This is a genomic window from Streptomyces sp. NPDC107654 (assembly GCF_055639035.1).
Genome location: NZ_JBVKBI010000008.1, coordinates 238,273 through 257,116, shown reverse-complemented (window position 1 = coordinate 257,116; position 18,844 = coordinate 238,273). Strand labels below are relative to the sequence as shown.

The window sequence follows — 18,844 nt, the reverse complement described above, 5'->3', positions numbered from 1 at the left end:
TGCCGAGCTCCGACTCCATCGAACGGCGGACAGGGAGGACACCGGGCCACGCGGCATCTTCACGCAAAGCGGCTTATGCCCGAAAAACCAGACATGTCGCGCTATCTTGCTGCAGGTGATCCAGGCCTTCGGACTGACCAGCAATCCCCGCAAGGCGCATCCGCCCGCCGTCGACGACATCTCCTTCGAAGCGCGCGCCGGGCATGTCACCGCGCTCCTCGGGAGCGCCGGCGCGGGCAAGACGACGGTGCTCAAACTGATGCTTGAGCTCCAACAGGGGCGCGGCATCACGTACTTCAGGGGCCGCCCCCTCCATCTGACCGCCCACCCTTCCTGGGAAGTCGGCGTTCTCCTCGGTGACGTACCGGGTCACCCGGCCCGCTCGGTCCGCGGCCATCTGCGCATGCTGTCCGCGGCATCGGGAGTTCCCGCCCGCCGGGCCGACGAAGTCCTCGAAGTGGTCGGTCTCGTCAGCCTTCGCGAGGAGCGCCTCGGCACCCTGTCCCGCGGTATGGACCGCAGGCTCGGTCTGGCCTGCGCCCTGCTGCCCGACCCGCACACGCTCGTCCTGGACGAACCCACCGACGGTCTCTCCGTCCGGGAGGCCCAGTGGCTGCACGGCATGTTGCGGGCCCACGCCGCCCAGGGCGGCACCGTGCTCTTCACCACGGCCGACACCAAGGAGGCCGCACGCAGCGCCGACCGGGTCGTCGCCCTCGACGGTGGTCGACTCGTCGCCGACCAGGAGGCCAAGGCCTTCGCCCGCACCCGGCTGCGCCCGCGTGTCGCCGTCCGCAGTCCCCACGCCGCACGCCTCGCGGCCCTGCTCGCCAAGGACGCCCGCATCGCCCGCCGCTCCGTCGAAGTCGTACGTGAGGACGGCAACCGCCTGTCGGTGTACGGCACGACGACCGCCGACGTCGGCGAGATCGCCTTCCGCAACGGCATCCTCGTCCATCAACTCGCTGACGAGGTCGGGGACATGGGGCCGGGGACCGGTACCGGGGGCGGCGAGGGCGAGTGCTCCGCCGAGCCCCGGAAGGTGGTGCCGGACGCAGCTGCGGTGAACCGGGAGCCCTATCCGGATCACCGTCCGGCGGAGCGGCGCACGGCGGCACCCGACGCCCTGGACGGGGAACGGAAGCGGGTCTCGACCCGTCGCGGGTGGGCGGGTCGCGGACGTCCGGTGTTCGGTTTCTCCCCAGTCGGCGGCTCATCCGAGGAGCCCGGCCGGGCCACGGGCGCGCGGCCGCCGGCGCCCGAGCACGCGAGTCACGAGGGCTCGCGGGAGAGCACGACGGCGGGCTCTCCCGGGTGGGAGCGGCGCGCTCAGGAGCCGACGGTGACACCGGGCGTCGCGACGCCCGACTCCGAAGCGGCCGAACCCCGCGTCCTCGCCCTTGACCGGCCGGCGCCCGACGCGGACACGCCGGAACCGGATCTTCCGTCCGCGAACGCCACCGCCTCCGGGACTCCGTCGAGCCGATGGGAACGCACACCGGCCGACCCGTCGGCGACGGGGACGGAGCGGGCTGCCACCGGCCTCTCCCCGGCCGGAGAACGGCAACCGGAAGCCGACCTCTCGGCGCCGATGGCGACCGCCGACAGCGAGTGGTCCGCACGCGGCCAGGCTGCTGATCAAGGGATCGCTCAGGATCGCCCGCTGCCCGTCTCCACCGTGCCCACCCGCCATGCCCCGCCGACTGCCGCCGCGGCCGACGCCAGGATGAACGGCGTCTCCGCCTCCGGTGACACGGCCACTCCCGGCGCCGGCGCCGGCGAGGCGACTGCCGGAGCCGCCGATGGCCGGTCCGCCGACCCGACAGCCACCCCCGGCGCCGGCCTCGGCACGGTGACGACGGCGTCCGGGCCGCAGACCAACGGCCCTCGCACTTCCGCGACGACTCTGACCGGCACGCGTACCCTCCTCCCCGGCGCCAGGACGCCCGGCGCCCGGCACCCGCAGGCCGACCGCGCCGCCGGCCCCGACGGTGTCAGCCCTCTCGCCGCCCCCTCCCCCCTCCCGCCCCCCATCTCCGTCCGCCCCGCTCCCAGCCCCCTGCGCCCCCTCCGTTACGAGATCCGCCGCGCCACCGGGATCGGCACCGGCTTCCTCATCTGCGGTGCCGTACTGGTGGTGTCCGCGCTCACCGCCGTACTCCTGGCGCGCATCGGTCACACCCCGCGGGCGCGGTTGTTCGCGGCCTGGCCGGGGCAGCTGCCGCTGCCGCCCGCGGCGCTCGCGGCGGGACTGCTCGGTGCGCTGGCCTTCGGGGACGAGTTCCGCCACCCCGCCCTGGCGGCGGACCGCGGCACCGTCCCCCGCCGACTGGGGCTGCTCACCGCGAAACTGCTCGTCGCCGGAGCCGCCGCGGTCCTGCTCGCCTTCCTGACCGTGGGGTGCGACGCCGAGGTGCTCTACATCGTCTACGGACGGGAGCTCACGCAAGTTCCCGCGGACTGGCTCTCGCTCACCGCGAGTTGGTTCGGACTGGTCGTCGGCTGCGCCTGGGCAGGGGTGCTGGCGGCCGGGGTGTTCCGGTCCACGACGGCGGGACTGGCCGCCGTCCTCGCCGTCCCCGTCCTCGTCGCACCCCTCCTGCACCAGGCCCTGCAAGGCCCGGCCGTGCGTCTGGCCGCCGGTTTCCCGGTGCGGATGCGGCAGGTTCTCCTGCTGCAGTGGCCGTTCGGAGGGGAGCGGTACCTGCTCGCGGCCGCGCGGGTCCTCGCTCAACCGGTGGGCGGCGCACTGGCGTTGTCGATCGGGGGGCTGCTCTGCGCGTACCTGTTCACCGCGCTGCGCACCCGACTCCGATGACTACGCTCCGTACCCTTATGGTTCCCCTATGCCCACAACTCCCCGAAGAAAGCCCATTTCTTTCCGATAAGGCGTCAATTGCGACGGGGTGAGCGATCACCCTTTCGTGTGCTTTTCACCAAAGACCTCAAGGGAGTTGGAACCGGCGCCGACAAAGGATCCGTGAGTACCCTTGCGCACACCATGATGACCGCCGCCCGCCCCGCAGACTCAGGTCTGGCCGGCCCGGGCGAACTCGACCGCTACCCCTACGCCGAGGCCCCGGTGGCCGACCGCGTCGGCGCGCCGGCCTGGGACACCGGGGATCCCGAGCTGGGCCGGGTAGGCCGGCGCGCCGCGGGCAGCCGCGGGCGCGGACTGCACGGCCAACTCGTCCAGCAGCTGGGACAGATGATCGTCTCCGGCGACCTGGGGGCCGACCGCCCGCTGGTGCCGGAGGAGATCGGCCAGCGGTTCGAGGTGTCCCGCACCGTCGTCCGCGAGTCCCTCCGCGTCCTGGAGGCCAAGGGCCTGGTCAGCGCCCGCCCGAACGTCGGCACGCGCGTGCGTCCCGTGAGCGACTGGAACCTCCTCGACCCGGACATCATCGAGTGGCGGGCCTTCGGGCCGCAGCGCGACGACCAGCGCCGGGAGCTGAGCGAGCTGCGGTGGACGATCGAGCCGCTCGCCGCCCGCCTCGCCGCCGGGCACGGGCGCGAGGAGGTGCAGCAGCGCCTGTGCGACATGGTCGAGATCATGAGCCACGCCATGGCGCAGGGTGACGCGCTCACCTACTCGCGCGCCGACACGGAGTTCCACGCGCTGCTCATCCAGATCGCGGGCAACCGCATGCTGGAGCACCTCTCCGGCATCGTCTCGGCGGCCCTCCAGGTCTCCGGCGGCCCGGTCACCGGCTGTGACCGGCCGAACGAGGCATCCCTCGCCCAGCACGCGCGGATCGTCGACGCACTCGGCACCGGCGACGGTATGGCGGCGGAGGCGGCCATGCGTCAGCTGCTGACGGTCCACCCCGAAGTGGAGCGCGTGGTACCCGCCCCCCGCGAGCACTGACCCCGCGAGGGGGTGTGTGCGGTCGTCGGTGTGCGGCGTGCTGGTGGTGCTCGTGACGACGCCGGCCCGGGTGCCGGCCGTCGCCGGACCCCGTCGGGCCATGGGGGTCCGGCGGGGTCCGGCGGTGCGACGGACGCCCCCTCTCTTCGGTGCGACCGGGACGAAGGGCGTTGTTGATCTCATTTGGGCATGTCTGACCGCTTTTGACCGCTTACGGGGTGTGACTCGGGCCACGTAGATTGGGCGTAACGCTCGTGGAGACAGCGCGATGACCTAAGAGGTGACAGCCGCGGAGGGAATACGGACGCCACATCAGGCGCTGTGCATCTTCCCGGCCCCCGCCCGCGCCGTCGGCCCATCCCCAGGCCGGTGGTCGGCTCCTGTCCGCAGTGGACGGTGCCGGAAGCCGTTTTCCAACGTTCCGAGAGGTTGTTCGTGTCGGCCAGCACATCCCGTACGCTCCCGCCGGAGATCGCCGAGTCCGTCTCTGTCATGGCGCTCATTGAGCGGGGAAAGGCTGAGGGGCAGATCGCCGGCGACGATGTGCGTCGGGCCTTCGAAGCTGACCAGATTCCGGCCACTCAGTGGAAGAACGTACTGCGCAGCCTCAACCAGATTCTTGAGGAAGAGGGTGTGACGCTGATGGTCAGTGCCGCAGAGCCCAAGCGCACCCGCAAGAGCGTCGCAGCGAAGAGCCCGGCTAAGCGCACCGCCACCAAGACGGTCGCCGCGAAGACGGTGACCACCAGGAAGGCCACCGCCACCACGGCCGCCCCCGCGGCGCCGGCCGCCCCGGCCGCAGCTGATTCCGCCGAGGAAACCGCCCCCGCCAAGAAGGCCGCCGCCAAGAAGACGACCGCGAAGAAGACGGTCGCCAAGAAGGCCGTCGCGAAGAAGACGGCCGCGAAGAAGACCACGGCCAAGAAGGACGACGTCGAGCTTCTCGACGAGGAGGTCCTGGAGGACACCAAGGTCGCCGACGAGCCCGAGGGTGCCGAGAGCGCCGGCTTCGTCCTGTCCGACGAGGACGAGGACGACGCGCCCGCGCAGCAGGTCGCCGCGGCCGGTGCCACCGCCGACCCGGTCAAGGACTACCTGAAGCAGATCGGCAAGGTTCCCCTGCTCAACGCCGAGCAGGAGGTCGAGCTGGCCAAGCGCATCGAGGCGGGCCTGTTCGCCGAGGACAAGCTGGCCAACGCCGACAAGCTCGCCCCGAAGCTCAAGCGCGAGCTGGAGATCATCGCCGAGGACGGCCGCCGCGCCAAGAACCACCTGCTGGAGGCCAACCTCCGACTCGTGGTCTCCCTGGCCAAGCGCTACACCGGCCGCGGCATGCTCTTCCTGGACCTCATCCAGGAGGGCAACCTCGGTCTGATCCGCGCGGTCGAGAAGTTCGACTACACCAAGGGCTACAAGTTCTCCACGTACGCCACCTGGTGGATCCGTCAGGCGATCACCCGCGCCATGGCCGACCAGGCCCGCACCATCCGTATCCCGGTGCACATGGTCGAGGTCATCAACAAGCTCGCGCGCGTGCAGCGCCAGATGCTCCAGGACCTGGGCCGCGAGCCCACCCCGGAGGAGCTGGCCAAGGAGCTGGACATGACCCCGGAGAAGGTCATCGAGGTCCAGAAGTACGGCCGCGAGCCCATCTCGCTGCACACCCCGCTGGGCGAGGACGGTGACAGCGAGTTCGGTGACCTCATCGAGGACTCCGAGGCCGTCGTCCCGGCCGACGCGGTCAGCTTCACGCTCCTGCAGGAGCAGCTGCACTCGGTCCTCGACACCCTGTCCGAGCGCGAGGCGGGCGTCGTCTCCATGCGCTTCGGTCTCACCGACGGTCAGCCGAAGACCCTCGACGAGATCGGCAAGGTGTACGGCGTGACCCGAGAGCGCATCCGCCAGATCGAGTCCAAGACCATGTCGAAGCTGCGCCACCCGTCGCGTTCGCAGGTGCTGCGCGACTACCTCGACTAGGTCCCGCTGCCAGGACGACGAAGGCCCGGCTCCCTCACGGGAGCCGGGCCTTCGCGCTGCGCACGTGCGACGGGTGGATCACCCTGGGTGTCCAGGAGGACCGCAGAGTGAGGAGCATGCATGCACCGTTCCGTTGCCCGGGCACTGATCCGGCCGTTGGCCCTGGCGGCCACCGTCACCGCGATACCCCTCGCGAGCGCCCCTCCCGCGGTCGCCGACAGCGTGGTGGTAGGCGGGTTTCCGATTGACGTCTCCCAGGCTCCGTGGACGGTCGCACTGGCCAGCCGTGACCTGTTCGGCGGTATGCGGGCGGGGCAGTTCTGCGGGGCTGTGGCCATCGGGCGCAGCACGGTGCTCACCGCGGCCCACTGCCTGGCCCAGGACGTCCTCGGGGTAGCGCCCAACCGTCTGCGTGACCTCAAGGTCATCGCGGGGCGCACGGACCTGCTGTCCGGGAAGGGCCAGGAGATCCCCGTACGGGACATCCGGGTCAATCCCGCGTACGACATCACCACCAACTCCGGCGACTTCGCGGTCCTCGGACTCGCCGGAGAGCTGCCGCAGAGCGCGGTCGTCGCCATGGCGGGCGCGGGCGATCCCGCCTACACGCCGGGCACGGAGGCCATGGTGTCCGGATGGGGCGACACGACCGGCGGAGGAACGTACGCGCGGCGGCTGCGCGCCGCACGCGTGCGTGTACTGCCCGACGAGCTGTGTGCCCGCGCCTACCCCGGTGGCCCCGACGGCACCTACCAGGCCGGCACCATGCTGTGCGCCGGCGAGGCCGCCGGTGGGCCCGACGGCTGCCAGGGGGACAGCGGTGGGCCGCTGGTGGCCAAGGGGCGGCTGATCGGCCTCGTGTCATGGGGGAGCGGCTGCGGGCGGCCGGGGCTCCCCGGCGTCTACACGCGCGTCTCCCAGGTCGTACGGGTCCTGGAGGCGGCCGAGGGGACTCAGGGAGGATCCGTCACGCGCTCGTGAGCGCGGGTGCGGGGGCATGAGCACGGGCGGACGCTCCTGGGAGGAACGGCCGCCCGTTCACCGGCCTGTGCCGGGGCTGGCTCGTCGTGGTGCGAGATTCAGCGCTCTTCGTCGGAAGCGTTGTTAGGAGCGGACGTGAGTCGCTCCGTCTCGTCCTGTATCTCAGCGGCGATCTTCTTGAGTTCCGGCTCGAACTTGCGACCGTGGTGGGCGCAGAAGAGCAGTTCTCCGCCGCTGAGCAGGACCACGCGCAGGTATGCCTGGGCGCCGCAGCGGTCGCAGCGATCGGCGGCCGTCAGCGGGCTCGCGGGGGTCAGAACAGTAGTCACGTCGCCTCTTCTCTAGCTCGACGAGCTGTCGTACCAGGGTCAACATCCAACCAGCCCGAAAACGTTCCCGCTCGTGGCTTTTCCTCGAAAAAATCTTTCCGGGGCGGCTGTCTGCTGCCGGTTGGCGGCGAATGTGCCGTATTGCGTCTCTTGTATGCGTACGGGTTCGCGCTGTCTTGCTGTCTTGGTCCTCCCGGCCGGGTTGCCGGTTGTTCATGAGGACGTGCCCGGAGCCTAAATGGTTCATGCCTCGAAGGGAACGTGATGTGGACTTCACTCCATCGAGGGATCGAACACGCATACGAGTCTGGACTAGTGTGAGTTTCCGACGAGGGTGGCGTTACACCGGCTCTACCAGGGCTCGGTACCCTCTGAGCGGCGACCGAAGCCGCCCCCTTACCCAAAGGGGGGCCACCTGAAATTCAGCGAGGAGCGAACCGCGTGACCGCCGATACGTCCGTGCCGTCCACAGCGCTGCTGGCAGGAGCAGACCGGGACGGTTCCAACTACACCGCGCGGCACCTGCTCGTCCTTGAGGGCCTTGAGGCCGTGCGCAAGCGCCCCGGTATGTACATCGGCTCGACGGACAGTCGCGGTCTGATGCACTGCCTGTGGGAGATCATCGACAACTCGGTCGACGAGGCCCTCGGCGGCTACTGCGACCACATCGAGGTCGTCCTCCACGACGACGGCTCCGTCGAGGTGCGCGACAACGGCCGCGGCATCCCCGTGGACGTGGAGCCGAAGACCGGCCTGTCCGGCGTCGAGGTCGTCATGACCAAGCTCCACGCGGGCGGCAAGTTCGGGGGCGGCTCCTACGCCGCTTCCGGCGGTCTGCACGGCGTCGGCGCCTCCGTGGTCAACGCCCTCTCCGCCCGTCTCGACGTCGAGGTGGACCGCAGCGGCCACACCCATGCCATCAGCTTCCGGCGCGGCGTGCCCGGCGTCTTCTCCTCCGCCAACCCCGACGCGAAGTTCGAGGCCAAGAGCGGCCTGCGCAAGGCCAGGAAGATCCCCAAGACGCGTACCGGCACGCGCGTGCGCTACTGGGCCGACCGGCAGATCTTCCTCAAGGACGCCAAGCTCTCCCTGGAGAACCTGCACCAGCGCGCCCGGCAGACCGCGTTCCTGGTGCCGGGCCTGACCATCGTCGTCCGTGACGAGTTCGGTCTCGGCGAGGGCGGCAGCAAGGGCGAGGAGTCCTTCCGCTTCGACGGCGGCATCAGCGAGTTCTGCGAGTACCTGGGCAGGGACAAGGCGATCTGCGACGTCCTCCGCTTCTCGGGCAAGGGCACCTTCAAGGAGACGGTCCCGGTCCTCGACGAGCATGGCCAGATGACCCCCACCGAGGTCACCCGTGAGCTGGGCGTCGACGTCGCGATGCGCTGGGGCACCGGCTACGACACGACCCTCCGGTCGTTCGTGAACATCATCGCCACCCCCAAGGGCGGCACGCACGTGGCCGGCTTCGAGCAGGCCGTCACCAAGACCATGAACGAGATGCTCCGGGCCAAGAAGCTGCTGCGTGTGGCCGAGGACGACATCGTCAAGGACGACGCCCTGGAGGGCCTGACCGCGGTCGTCACCGTGCGTCTGGCCGAGCCGCAGTTCGAGGGCCAGACCAAGGAGGTGCTGGGCACCTCCGCGGCTCGCCGGATCGTCTTCAACGTGATCTCCAAGGAACTGAAGGCGTTCCTGACCTCCACCAAGCGGGACGCCGCCGCGCAGGCGCGAGTCGTCATGGAAAAGGTGGTCGCGGCCGCCCGCACCCGGGTCGCTGCCCGTCAGCACAAGGACGCCCAGCGCCGGAAGACGGCCCTGGAGTCCTCGTCCCTGCCCGCCAAACTGGCCGACTGCCGCAGCGACGACGTCGACCGCAGCGAGCTGTTCATCGTCGAGGGCGACTCCGCGCTCGGCACGGCCAAGCTGGCGCGGAACTCCGAGTTCCAGGCCCTGCTGCCGATCCGGGGCAAGATCCTCAACGTGCAGCGGTCATCGGTGACCGACATGCTCAAGAACGTCGAGTGCGGCGCGATCATCCAGGTCATAGGGGCGGGCTCGGGCCGCACCTTCGACATCGACCAGGCCCGCTACGGCAAGATCATCATGATGACCGACGCCGATGTGGACGGCTCGCACATCCGCTGTCTGCTGCTCACCCTGTTCCAGCGCTACATGCGGCCCATGGTCGAGGCCGGCCGGGTCTTCGCCGCCGTGCCGCCGCTGCACCGCATCGAGCTGATCCAGCCGAAGAAGGGCCAGGAAAAGTACGTCTACACGTACTCGGACCGCGAGCTGCGCGACAAGCTCATGGAGTTCCAGAGCAAGGGCATCCGGTACAAGGACTCCATCCAGCGCTACAAGGGTCTGGGCGAGATGGACGCCGACCAGCTGGCCGAGACCACGATGGACCCGCGCCACCGCACCCTGCGCCGCATCAACCTCTCCGACCTGGAGGCGGCGGAACAGGTCTTCGACCTGCTGATGGGCAACGAGGTGGCTCCCCGCAAGGAGTTCATCTCCAGCTCGGCGGCGACGCTGGACCGTTCTCGCATCGACGCCTGACCGCTGCGCTGGGTCTTCGTCGGCGGGGCTGTGGCCGCTGAGGGCCTGCTGCGGGTGGGGGTGCCGTCCCGGGACGGTGCGGTTTGCGGACGTCCGGCGCCGGAGGCGGGCTCCTCGCCGAGAGCGGGCCCTGCCGGGTGGCCGGACGACGCGTACGGGAGCCTGTGCGTCGGCCGGCCTGGCAGCGGCATGCGCCTGCCCTCCGCACCGACCCTCAACCCGTCCGGCCCTGGTGAGCGGGCTTCCCTGTCCGTCGGCGCCAGATCCCCGCGGTCAGCACTCTGGGGGCCGGACGCCTGCGGTCGGACGTCCGCGGCTGCACTCCTGGCACCGGAGAGGGGCCCGCCCGGACCCCACGGCCCGCTGCCGGCCGACGGGTCACCCTGGGGTCACGGAAAGGCACCGACGGACCTGTCCGTCAGGCGAGCCCCAACAGACGCCTGGCCGAGTGGGCGTCGCACCATGACGGTGGGCCGTCGTCGTGGGGACGAGCCGCTGCCCGGTACCCGATAGCTGAGCGAGGGCAGACCGGCTCCCGCTCCGGCGGCGACGAGACGGGTGACGGGCGGCCCGCAGTGGGGCTGGGCAGGGCCGCTGTCGGACCTGCCGCGATTGATCACCGCTCACGTGGGGGCCCTGCCGCACCGCCCGCTCCACCCACCCGCTACCCCATCGCCCACTCCGGCATCGGCCCGGTCCGCACGATCTCTCCACCCCTGGGTGGAGGCGAGCCGTTGCGAGGTTCCACCCTTGATCCACCCCGGCTCCGATCTCCCGGCCTGCGGATTTCCGTAGTTTCGAAGGCGTCGGCAGCGCTCGCTGCCGGCACCACCTTTCGCTCACGGAGGATCCGATGCCCGGGCTCGTCAACGCACTGGTGATCGTGGCCGTCGTCGCCGTAGTGATCGCCCGACAGTTCCGCGCCCGGGCGATCGACACGGACCGGCGCTGGTGGCTTCTGCCCGTGGTGCTCGCCGTCGTCGCGCTGCGCGAGCCCGGCGTGCTCGACGCCCACCACCGCATCGAATCCGCCGCACTGCTCACGGTCGAGTTGCTCATCGGTCTGGCCACCGGCGCCGGCTGGGGCTGGACCACCCGCATCTGGACGGCGTCGGACGGCGTCATATGGACCAAGAGCACCAAGGCGAGCATCGCCGTGTGGGGTGTGGGCGTGGCCCTGCGCGTCGGCACCTTCGCCCTCGGCTTGGCACTCGGCATCCACCAGGACAGCTCGGCGTTGCTGCTCGGGCTCGCCTGCACCCTGCTGGTCCGAGGCGGGATCCTGGTCTGGCGGGCCCAGGCCCTCGGCACCATGAGTGTCCCCGCCCCCGCGTACGGTGGCGGCGTGCAGCCGGCCTGGAAGGAGCGCGTGTGACCGAGAACGCCTGGACACGCTGGCCGTCCCGCGAAGCGCTCGGCCGGACGGGAACGCCCCGGCCCCGCCGACTGCTCGCCTGGATCGTGCGACTGCTCGCGCTGGCCCTGCTCCTGTGGGGCGCCTTCACCCAGCGGCACGTCGGCCTGTGGGGAACGCTCGCGGCAGCGGCGGGAGTGATCGCCGCCGGACTCGTCGCCTGGGCCTTCTTCCGCACCACCTACGAGCACCGGCTGGTGCCGTCCCTCCTGCTCATAGCGGCCCTCCTGGCCATCGCGGTCGCGGCCGAGGCCGGCGGATTCACCGGCCCCGCGCTCCTGATCTGGTGCGGCTGCGGAGTCGCAGCGCTGGAGCGGCTGCCGCTCGGCGCCGCGGTGCCCGTGACGTCGGTGGCGCTGGCCTCGTACTCCGCGTTCAACAACGACGTCTGGCTGACCACGGCCGCGACCGTGGCCGGTATGGCCCTCGCCGGGTACGTCCTGCGGCTGGACGCGGAGGCCCGGGGCAGTGCGCAGCGGCTGCTCGCCCAGGAGCGTGCCGCCCGAGCGGCCGAGGCCGAGTCCGCGGCACTGGCCGAGCGGGCCCGCATCGCACGGGAGATCCACGACCTGCTGGCGCACAGTCTCTCGGCACAGCTCGTGCACCTGGAGGCGGCCCGGCTGCTGATCGAGAACGGCGCGGAGCGCGAACGGATCCTGGAGCGGGTGGTGGCCGCCCGGGGAATGGCCCGCGACGGGCTCGCCGAGACCCGGCAGGCGCTCTCCGCACTCCGGGGCGAGCTGACCCCGCTGGAGGACTTCCTGACCGAACTCGTCAGCACGGCCGACGGGGCCGAGGTCACCGTCACAGGTGAACGCAGGCCCCTGCCGGCCGAGACGTCCCAGGCCGTGCGGCGGGTCGCACAAGAGGCACTGACGAACGTCCGCAAGCACGCCCAGGGCGCCAAGGTGGCCGTACGGCTCGACTACAGCGAGCGTGAAGTGACGCTGGACGTCCGGGACTCGGGCGGACGGCCGGGCGACCTGGGCGCAGCCGGAGCCGGGTACGGTCTGCTGGGCATGCGCGAGCGCGCCGAACTGCTGGGCGGCTCGCTGGACGCGGGTCCGGACGAGGAGGGGTTCGTGGTGACGCTGAAGGTGCCCGGATGACGGCGACGGAAGGGGAGAGGAAGCCGGCGCGGGTCGTGGTGGCCGACGACCAGACCGTGGTTCGTGAGGGCATCGTGATGCTGCTCGGGCTGCTGCCGGGCGTGGAGGTCGTCGGGGCCGCGGGAGACGGCGAGGAGGCGGTGCAGTTGGTCGCCGAACTCGCCCCCGACGTCGTCCTGATGGACCTCAGGATGCCCCGCTGCGACGGTGTGGAGGCCACCCGGCGGATCCGAGCCCGGTACCCGGGAACCCAGGTGGTGGTGCTCACGACCTTCGCGGACGACGAGTCGCTGTTCCCCGCGCTGCGGGCCGGCGCCCGGGGGTACCTGACCAAGGACGCGGGTGGTGACGAGATCGTACGTGCCGTGCACAGCGTGCTCTCGGGGGACGCGGGGCTGTCGCCGAGTGTGCAGCGACGGTTGCTGGAGCGGCTGTCACAGCCCGAGCCCGAACCGGTCCCCGCGGCCGACGAGACCCCCGACGGGCTGACCGCGCGCGAGACCGAGGTCCTGGTGCTGATCGCCGAAGGCCTCAGCAATCAGGAGATCGCCCGCAGACTGCATGTGTCGACCGCGACCGTGAAGACACACATCAACAACCTCTTCGCCAAGACGGGTCTCAAGGACCGGGCGCAGGCCGTGCGGTACGCCTATAGCAAGAGGCTGGTGCAGCCACCCACGGGGTGAGTCACCTGATGGGGTGAAGAGCCGGAGGAAGGGAAGTCAGGGATCCTTCCGGTCTGTCCATCCTTGGGCATGCAGTCAAGCAACGGTCCCCGCGGTGCCGGGGACGGTCCCGAGAGACCGGCCGGAAACCAGGACGACAGCGGTACGCCCTCCCGCGACGTCACGTTCGAGGACCCCTGGCATGACGCGCTGGCTCCGGGCTGGAGCGGACTCGACGGCACCGGGACGCCGGCGCCGGCCGTGCCGCCCGCGCGGGGCGAGCCCGGCGCGACGGCGGCGCGCGCCCGGGACGTGTACGTCGAGGTGCAGCGCAGTGCGGCGTTCCAGGAGGTGAGGGGAAGGTACCGGCGGTTCGTGGTGCCGGGGGTCGTCGGCTTCCTGGTCTGGTACGTGGGGTACGTGGTCACCGCGACGACGGCGCCCGGACTCATGGCCCGGCCCGTGGCCGGGGCGGTGAACGTGGGGATGCTCGCGGGGCTCGGGCAGTTCCTCACCACGTTTCTGCTGACCTGGGCATACGCCCGGCACGCGCGGCTGCGGCGGGACCGGGCCGCGCTGGAGCTGCGCTGGGACACACAGGAACTGGCCCGTGGTGCCCGGGGAGGGGGCCTGTGACCGGTGACCACCAGACGCTGGGACTGCTGCTGTTCATCGGGTTCGTGGCGGTCACCCTCGGGATCACGACCTGGGTGAGCCGCCGGCGGCACGGGTCGGCGGAGGAGTTCTACGCCGGCGGGCGGTTGTTCTCCCCTATGGAGAATGGTTTTGCCATCGCGGGTGACTACATGTCGGCGGCCTCCTTCCTGGGGATCGCCGGACTCATCGCGCTGTACGGGTACGACGGGCTGCTCTACTGCGTGGGATTCCTCGTGGCGTGGCTGGTCGTGCTGTTCCTGGTGGCCGAACTGGTGCGCAACTGCGGGCGGTTCACGCTGGCCGACGTGGTGGCCGCGCGGATGAGCGAGCGGCCGGTGCGGATCGCCGCGGGAACGTCCTCGGTCACGGTGTCCGTTCTCTATCTGGTGGCGCAGATGGTCGGCGCGGGCAGTCTGGTGGCGCTGCTGCTGGGGCGGACGAGCGCCGCGGCGCAGGCCTGGACGGTCATCGGCGTCGGGGCGCTCATGGTGATCTATGTGTCGTTGGGAGGGATGCGGGCCACCACCTGGATCCAGATCGTGAAGGCGGTGCTGCTGCTCGGGGGGACGGTCGTGCTGACCGTGCTCGTCCTGCTGAGGTTCCACGGAGACGTCGACCGGCTGCTGCTCACGGCCGCGGAGCGCAGCGGGCACGGGACGGCGTTCCTGGCGCCGGGACTGAAGTACGGCGGAGACTGGACCGCCCGGTTCGACTTCATCAGCCTGGGGCTCGCGCTGGTGCTGGGCACGGCCGGACTGCCGCACATCCTGTCCCGCTTCTACACCGTGCCCACCGCACGGGCCGCCCGTCGCTCCGTGGTGTGGTCCATCGGTCTGATCGGCAGCTTCTATCTGATGATCATCGTCCTCGGATTCGGCGCGGCGGCGGTGGTGGGGCCGGGTGCCGTACGCGGATCCAACGCGGCGGGGAACACGGCGGTGCCGCTCCTCGCTCTCGACCTTGGCGGCGGAGCGGGTTCCACCGGTGGAACCGTGCTGTTCGCGGTGGTCGCCGCGGTGGCCTTCGCCACGATCCTCGCGGTGGTCGCGGGCATCACGCTGGCCTCCTCGGCCTCGGTGGCCCACGATCTGTACGCCTCGCTGCGCCGCCGGCACGGCGATACGCGCGGTGAGGTGGCCGTGGCCCGGTGGGCGGCGGTCGGTATCGGTGTCGTGGCGATCGCGCTCGGCCTGCTGGCCCGCGATCTCAACGTCGCCTTCCTGGTCGGCCTCGCCTTCGCCGTCGCCGCGTCGGCGAACCTGCCGGTCCTGCTCTACTCGCTTTTCTGGCGCGGCTTCACGACGCGTGGAGCGGTGTGGGCGGTGTACGGCGGGCTGCTTCCGGCGCTCGGGCTGGTGCTGCTGTCGCCGGTGGTGTCCGGTGGCCCGGACTCCCTCTTCCCGACCGTCGACTTCCAGTACTTCCCGCTGGACAACCCGGGCATCGTCTCCATCCCGCTCGGCTTCCTCGCCGGCTGGCTGGGCACGGTCACCTCGGACGAGGTCGCGGACGAGGCCAAGTTCGCCGAGACGGAGGTGCGTTCGCTGACCGGGGCCGGAGCCGTCTAGCACCGGTCGCCGGTGGGGTCAGGGCGTCACCCAGGCGTACCGGTGCTCCGGGCGGCCGGTGTCGCCGTACTTCAGGGAGAGGCGGAGCCGGCCCGCCTGTTCCAGGTGGCGGAGGTAGCGCTGGGCGGTGGAGCGGCTCAGGCCGGTCCGGGTGGCCACCTCGTGGGCCGAGAGCGGATGGTCGGCGCGGTGCAGGACACCGCAGATGAGGTCGGTCGTGGGCTCGGAGTGGCCGGTGGGCAGGCCGGGTGCGGAGGGCGCGGGAGCGGTGCGCAGGGCGCCGAAGATCCGGTCGACCTGCTCCTGACCCGTCAGGCCGCGGTCGCCCACCCGGTCGACCGTGCGCCGCAGGGCGGCGTAGGAGTCCAGGCGGGTCCGCAGGGCGGCGAAGGTGAACGGTTTGACCAGGTAGTGCAGGGCGCCCAGGCGCATCGCCTGCTGGACGGTCGTCACATCACTGGCCGCGGTGATCATGATGACGTCGGTGCCGTGCCCCTGCTCGCGCATGCGGTGCACCAGCTCGAGGCCGGTCCCGTCCGGCAGGTAGTGGTCGAGCAGGACCAGGTCGATGGTGCCGCGCTCGACGGCGGTCAGGGCCTGCGCGGCGCTGTGCGCGCGGGCGGCCACCCGGAAGCCGGGAACCTTTCCCACATACTTGGCGTTGATCTCGGCGACACGGAAGTCGTCGTCGACCACCAGGACGTCAATCATCAGGCCTCTCCTTCAAGGCCGCCGAGCGTGCAGCCCGTGTTCGGCTCCGCAGTTGTAGCGCGAGCTAAACGAGCACAACAGGTTCTTGCGAGCAAAAGAACGGCTTGTGCTCACAAGACTGCTGCTGTGGCCGGGGCCACACCTACCGTCCCGGCCCATGAGCGCACACACCGGCCCCGCCATCGAGCTACGGGGCGCGAGCAAGACTTTCAGAACCCCGTCCGGGGGGCTGCACACGGCCGTGCGCGGTCTGGACCTCACCGTCGGGCGCGGCGAGTTCGTGGCCGTCGTAGGGCCGACCGGGTGCGGGAAGTCCACCACGCTGACCCTCGTCAGCGGCCTGGAGGAGCCCACCGAGGGCGAGGTGCTGGTGGCCGGTGAGCCGGTCGACGGCGTCGGCGACAAGGTCGGCTTCGTCTTCCAGCAGGACGCCACCTTCCCCTGGCGGACGGTCCTGTCGAACGTCATGGCGGGCCCGCGCTTCAGGGGTGTGTCCAAGGCGGAGGCCAGGCGGAAGGCCCGTGAATGGCTGGCCCGGGTGGGACTCGCCGACTTCGAGGACCGCTATCCTCACCAGCTCTCCGGCGGTCAGCGCAAGCGCGTCGCCCTGGCGGCCACCTTCGTCAACGACCCCGAGATCCTGCTGATGGACGAGCCGTTCTCGGCGCTCGACGTGCAGACCCGGGCACTGATGTCGGACGAGCTGCTGGAGCTGTGGGAGGGCACCGGCGCCTCCGTCGTCTTCGTCACCCACGACCTGGAGGAGTCCATCGCGCTGGCGGACAAGGTCGTCGTGATGACCGCCGGACCCGCGACCGTGAAGCAGGTCTTCGCCATCGATCTCCCCCGCCCGCGGAAAGTCGAGTCGGTGCGACTTGAGCCGCGGTTCATCGAGATCTACCGCGAGATCTGGGAGTCCCTCGGCGAAGAGGTCCGCATCACCCGCGAGAGGGGTGCCGCCCATGTCGCCTGAGGTCCTCGGCACGCCGGTCGTCGACACCGCCAAGGCACCCGGTCGCGCGCAGACCCGAGCCCAGGCCGCACGCCGGCGCAAGGTGTTCGTCAACGCGGCGCGCGTGGTGGTCCTGGTCGCCGTCCTCGGACTGTGGGAGGCACTCTCCCGGGCCAAGGTCATCGACCCGTTCAACTTCTCGATGCCCTCACAGATCTGGGACCAGATCGACACCTGGGTCGCCCACGGGACAGCGCTCGGCTCCCTGGGCGAACAGATCTGGTACACGCTGTACGAGGCGCTGCTCGGCTGGGTCATCGGCGTGGTCGCCGGTGTGGTCCTCGGCATCGCGCTCGGGAGGATCAGATTGCTCGCCGAGGTCCTTGGTCCCTACATCAAGGTGCTCAACTCGATCCCCAGGATCGTGCTGGCGCCCATCTTCCTGATCTGGTTCGGCCTGGGGCCGTCCTCCAAGGTGGCCTCCGCCGTGGTGCTCGTCTTCTTCCCGGTGTTCTTCAACGCCTTCCAGGGCGCCCGCGAAGTGGACCGCAACCTCGTGGCCAACGCCCGGATCCTGGGCGCGAGCGACCGCCGGGTGACCCTCCAGGTGGTCATCCCGTCCGCCACCTCCTGGATCTTCACCAGCCTCCACGTCAGTTTCGGCTTCGCGCTCATCGGCGCCATCGTCGGCGAGTACATCGGCGCGACCAAGGGGATCGGCCTGCTCGTCGCGCAGTCGCAGAACACCTTCAACGCGGCGGGGGTGTACGCCGCGATGGTCATCCTCGCCGTCGTCGCCCTCGTCGCCGAGGGGCTGCTGACCTTCGCCGAGCGCCGCATCTTCCGCTGGAAGTCCTCCGGTTCCGACAGCTGACCGGACCCCCGGCCTCCTCACCCACCCCCGTACCGCCCTCTCACAAGGACGTGAACCGCATGCGCAAGACCGCCAGACACGCCTCCCTGGCCGCCGCCGCACTCCTCGCCCTCTCCTCCCTCACCGCCTGCGCCAACGACGCGGCGAGCTCCACGGCCGACACCGGCAGCGGCGGCGGCAAGGGTGAGAGCGTCAAGATCATGGTCGGCGGCCTGGACAAGGTCATCTACCTCCCCGCGATGCTCACCCAGCGCCTCGGCTACTTCCAGGCCGAGGGGCTGAACGTCCAGCTCCTCAGCGAGCCCGCCGGCGTCCAGGCCGAGACCGCGCTCGTCTCCGGCCAGGTGCAGGGCGCGGTCGGGTTCTACGACCACACGCTCGACCTGCAGGTGAAGGGCAAGGCGGTGGAGTCGGTCGTGCAGTTCTCGCACGCTCCCGGCGAGGTGGAGGTCGTCTCGGACAAGGCCGCCGGCGACCTCACCTCGCCCAAGGACTTCAAGGGCCGCAAACTCGGCGTGACCGGCCTCGGATCCTCGACCGACTTCCTCACCAAGTACCTGGCGGTCGAGAACGGCGTGCCGATCAGCGAGTTCACGCCGGTCGCGGTGGGCGCGGGGCCGACGTTCATCGCGGCGCTCCAGAAGGGGGCGATAGACGCCGGCATGACCACCGATCCGACCGTGGCGACGATCCTGGACAAGAAGGCAGGGAAGATCCTGCTCGACATGCGGACCCCCGAGGGTTCTCGGGAGGCGCTCGGCGGGCCGTACCCCTCGTCAAGTCTGTACATGCAGACGGACTGGGTGAACGGACACAAGGACACCGTCCAGAAGCTGGTCAACGCATTGGTCAAGACGCTCAAGTGGATGTCCACGCACAGCGCCGACGAGATCGCCGCCAAGATGCCCGCCGACTACTCACAGGGCAACAAGGCCCTGTACGCGCAGGCCGTCAAGAGCACCCTTCCGATGTTCACCGACGACGGGGTGATGCCCCAGGGCGGCCCCGAGACCGTCGAGAAGGTGCTCAAGGCGTTCAACCCCAACATCAAGAACGCGAAGGTCGACTTGAGCAAGACGTACACGACAGAGTTCGTCAAGGCGGTCAAGTGACCCGTACATGAATCCCGCTGCGTCAACCCTGCACGGTCCGCCGCGTGAACCCCGCAGCGTGA

Annotated in this window: 15 protein-coding genes; 13 read left to right on the top strand and 2 right to left on the bottom strand. The window is 70.6% G+C overall.

Annotation, left to right across the window (positions count from 1 at the left end):
• Window positions 1-115: 115 nt before the first annotated feature.
• The 4 genes from ACZ7N4_RS17065 to ACZ7N4_RS17050 all read left to right on the top strand — a co-directional run bounded on the left by ACZ7N4_RS17065 (window position 116) and on the right by ACZ7N4_RS17050 (window position 6,826).
• Window positions 116-2,818, top strand: a complete 2,703-nt coding sequence (locus tag ACZ7N4_RS17065) for an ABC transporter ATP-binding protein (RefSeq protein WP_471359100.1) — start codon at window positions 116-118, stop codon at window positions 2,816-2,818.
• A gap of 162 nt (window positions 2,819-2,980) precedes the next feature.
• Complete coding sequence (locus ACZ7N4_RS17060; protein ID WP_471359099.1) at window positions 2,981-3,868, top strand: FadR/GntR family transcriptional regulator; 888 nt, start codon at window positions 2,981-2,983, stop codon at window positions 3,866-3,868.
• Between the two features lie 435 nt (window positions 3,869-4,303).
• The gene (locus ACZ7N4_RS17055; RefSeq protein WP_471359098.1) at window positions 4,304-5,845 is read left to right on the top strand and encodes an RNA polymerase sigma factor; all 1,542 of its coding nucleotides are present in this window, start codon (window positions 4,304-4,306) and stop codon (window positions 5,843-5,845) included.
• Window positions 5,846-5,965: 120 nt separating this feature from the next.
• Window positions 5,966-6,826 carry a S1 family peptidase gene (locus tag ACZ7N4_RS17050; protein WP_471359097.1) on the top strand — a complete coding sequence of 287 codons (861 nt, stop codon included), beginning with the start codon at window positions 5,966-5,968 and terminating at the stop codon, window positions 6,824-6,826.
• Window positions 6,827-6,924: 98 nt separating this feature from the next.
• Here the strand turns inward: ACZ7N4_RS17050 and ACZ7N4_RS17045 are convergent, their stop codons facing one another.
• Window positions 6,925-7,155: a DUF7455 domain-containing protein gene (locus ACZ7N4_RS17045; protein ID WP_471359096.1), complete on the bottom strand. Its 231-nt coding sequence runs from the start codon at window positions 7,153-7,155 to the stop codon at window positions 6,925-6,927.
• Between the two features lie 441 nt (window positions 7,156-7,596).
• On the opposite strand from ACZ7N4_RS17045, the gene ACZ7N4_RS17040 reads away from it, so the two are divergent.
• The 6 genes from ACZ7N4_RS17040 to ACZ7N4_RS17015 all read left to right on the top strand — a co-directional run bounded on the left by ACZ7N4_RS17040 (window position 7,597) and on the right by ACZ7N4_RS17015 (window position 15,133).
• Complete coding sequence (locus ACZ7N4_RS17040) at window positions 7,597-9,720, top strand: DNA gyrase/topoisomerase IV subunit B (RefSeq protein ID WP_471359095.1); 2,124 nt, start codon at window positions 7,597-7,599, stop codon at window positions 9,718-9,720.
• 853 nt (window positions 9,721-10,573) lie between these two features.
• Window positions 10,574-11,095 carry a DUF1453 domain-containing protein gene (locus ACZ7N4_RS17035; protein ID WP_471359094.1) on the top strand — a complete coding sequence of 174 codons (522 nt, stop codon included), beginning with the start codon at window positions 10,574-10,576 and terminating at the stop codon, window positions 11,093-11,095.
• Complete coding sequence (locus ACZ7N4_RS17030; RefSeq protein WP_471359093.1) at window positions 11,092-12,243, top strand: sensor histidine kinase; 1,152 nt, start codon at window positions 11,092-11,094, stop codon at window positions 12,241-12,243. Before ACZ7N4_RS17035 ends, ACZ7N4_RS17030 begins: the two co-directional genes overlap by 4 nt.
• A complete protein-coding gene (locus ACZ7N4_RS17025) occupies window positions 12,240-12,929 on the top strand; it encodes a response regulator transcription factor (protein ID WP_471359092.1) in 690 nt (229 codons plus the stop codon). The genes ACZ7N4_RS17030 and ACZ7N4_RS17025 overlap by 4 nt, the downstream gene beginning before the upstream one ends.
• Before the next feature lie 69 nt (window positions 12,930-12,998).
• A complete protein-coding gene (locus ACZ7N4_RS17020) occupies window positions 12,999-13,544 on the top strand; it encodes a DUF485 domain-containing protein (protein ID WP_471359091.1) in 546 nt (181 codons plus the stop codon).
• Window positions 13,541-15,133: a solute symporter family protein gene (locus ACZ7N4_RS17015; RefSeq protein ID WP_471359090.1), complete on the top strand. Its 1,593-nt coding sequence runs from the start codon at window positions 13,541-13,543 to the stop codon at window positions 15,131-15,133. The genes ACZ7N4_RS17020 and ACZ7N4_RS17015 overlap by 4 nt, the downstream gene beginning before the upstream one ends.
• 18 nt (window positions 15,134-15,151) lie before the next feature.
• Here the strand turns inward: ACZ7N4_RS17015 and ACZ7N4_RS17010 are convergent, their stop codons facing one another.
• Window positions 15,152-15,844 carry a response regulator gene (locus ACZ7N4_RS17010; RefSeq protein ID WP_471359089.1) on the bottom strand — a complete coding sequence of 231 codons (693 nt, stop codon included), beginning with the start codon at window positions 15,842-15,844 and terminating at the stop codon, window positions 15,152-15,154.
• 157 nt (window positions 15,845-16,001) lie between these two features.
• Between ACZ7N4_RS17010 and ACZ7N4_RS17005 the strand changes: the two genes are divergently transcribed.
• From ACZ7N4_RS17005 to ACZ7N4_RS16995, 3 genes are read left to right on the top strand one after another with little or no spacing between them, the layout of a single operon-like run.
• Window positions 16,002-16,817, top strand: coding sequence for an ABC transporter ATP-binding protein (locus tag ACZ7N4_RS17005; RefSeq protein ID WP_471359088.1), 816 nt, complete (start codon window positions 16,002-16,004; stop codon window positions 16,815-16,817).
• On the top strand, window positions 16,807-17,670 hold the full coding sequence (locus tag ACZ7N4_RS17000; RefSeq protein ID WP_471359087.1) for an ABC transporter permease: 864 nt from the start codon (window positions 16,807-16,809) through the stop codon (window positions 17,668-17,670). The genes ACZ7N4_RS17005 and ACZ7N4_RS17000 overlap by 11 nt, the downstream gene beginning before the upstream one ends.
• Window positions 17,671-17,729: 59 nt before the next feature.
• A complete protein-coding gene (locus ACZ7N4_RS16995) occupies window positions 17,730-18,782 on the top strand; it encodes an ABC transporter substrate-binding protein (RefSeq protein WP_471359086.1) in 1,053 nt (350 codons plus the stop codon).
• Window positions 18,783-18,844 lie beyond the last annotated feature (62 nt).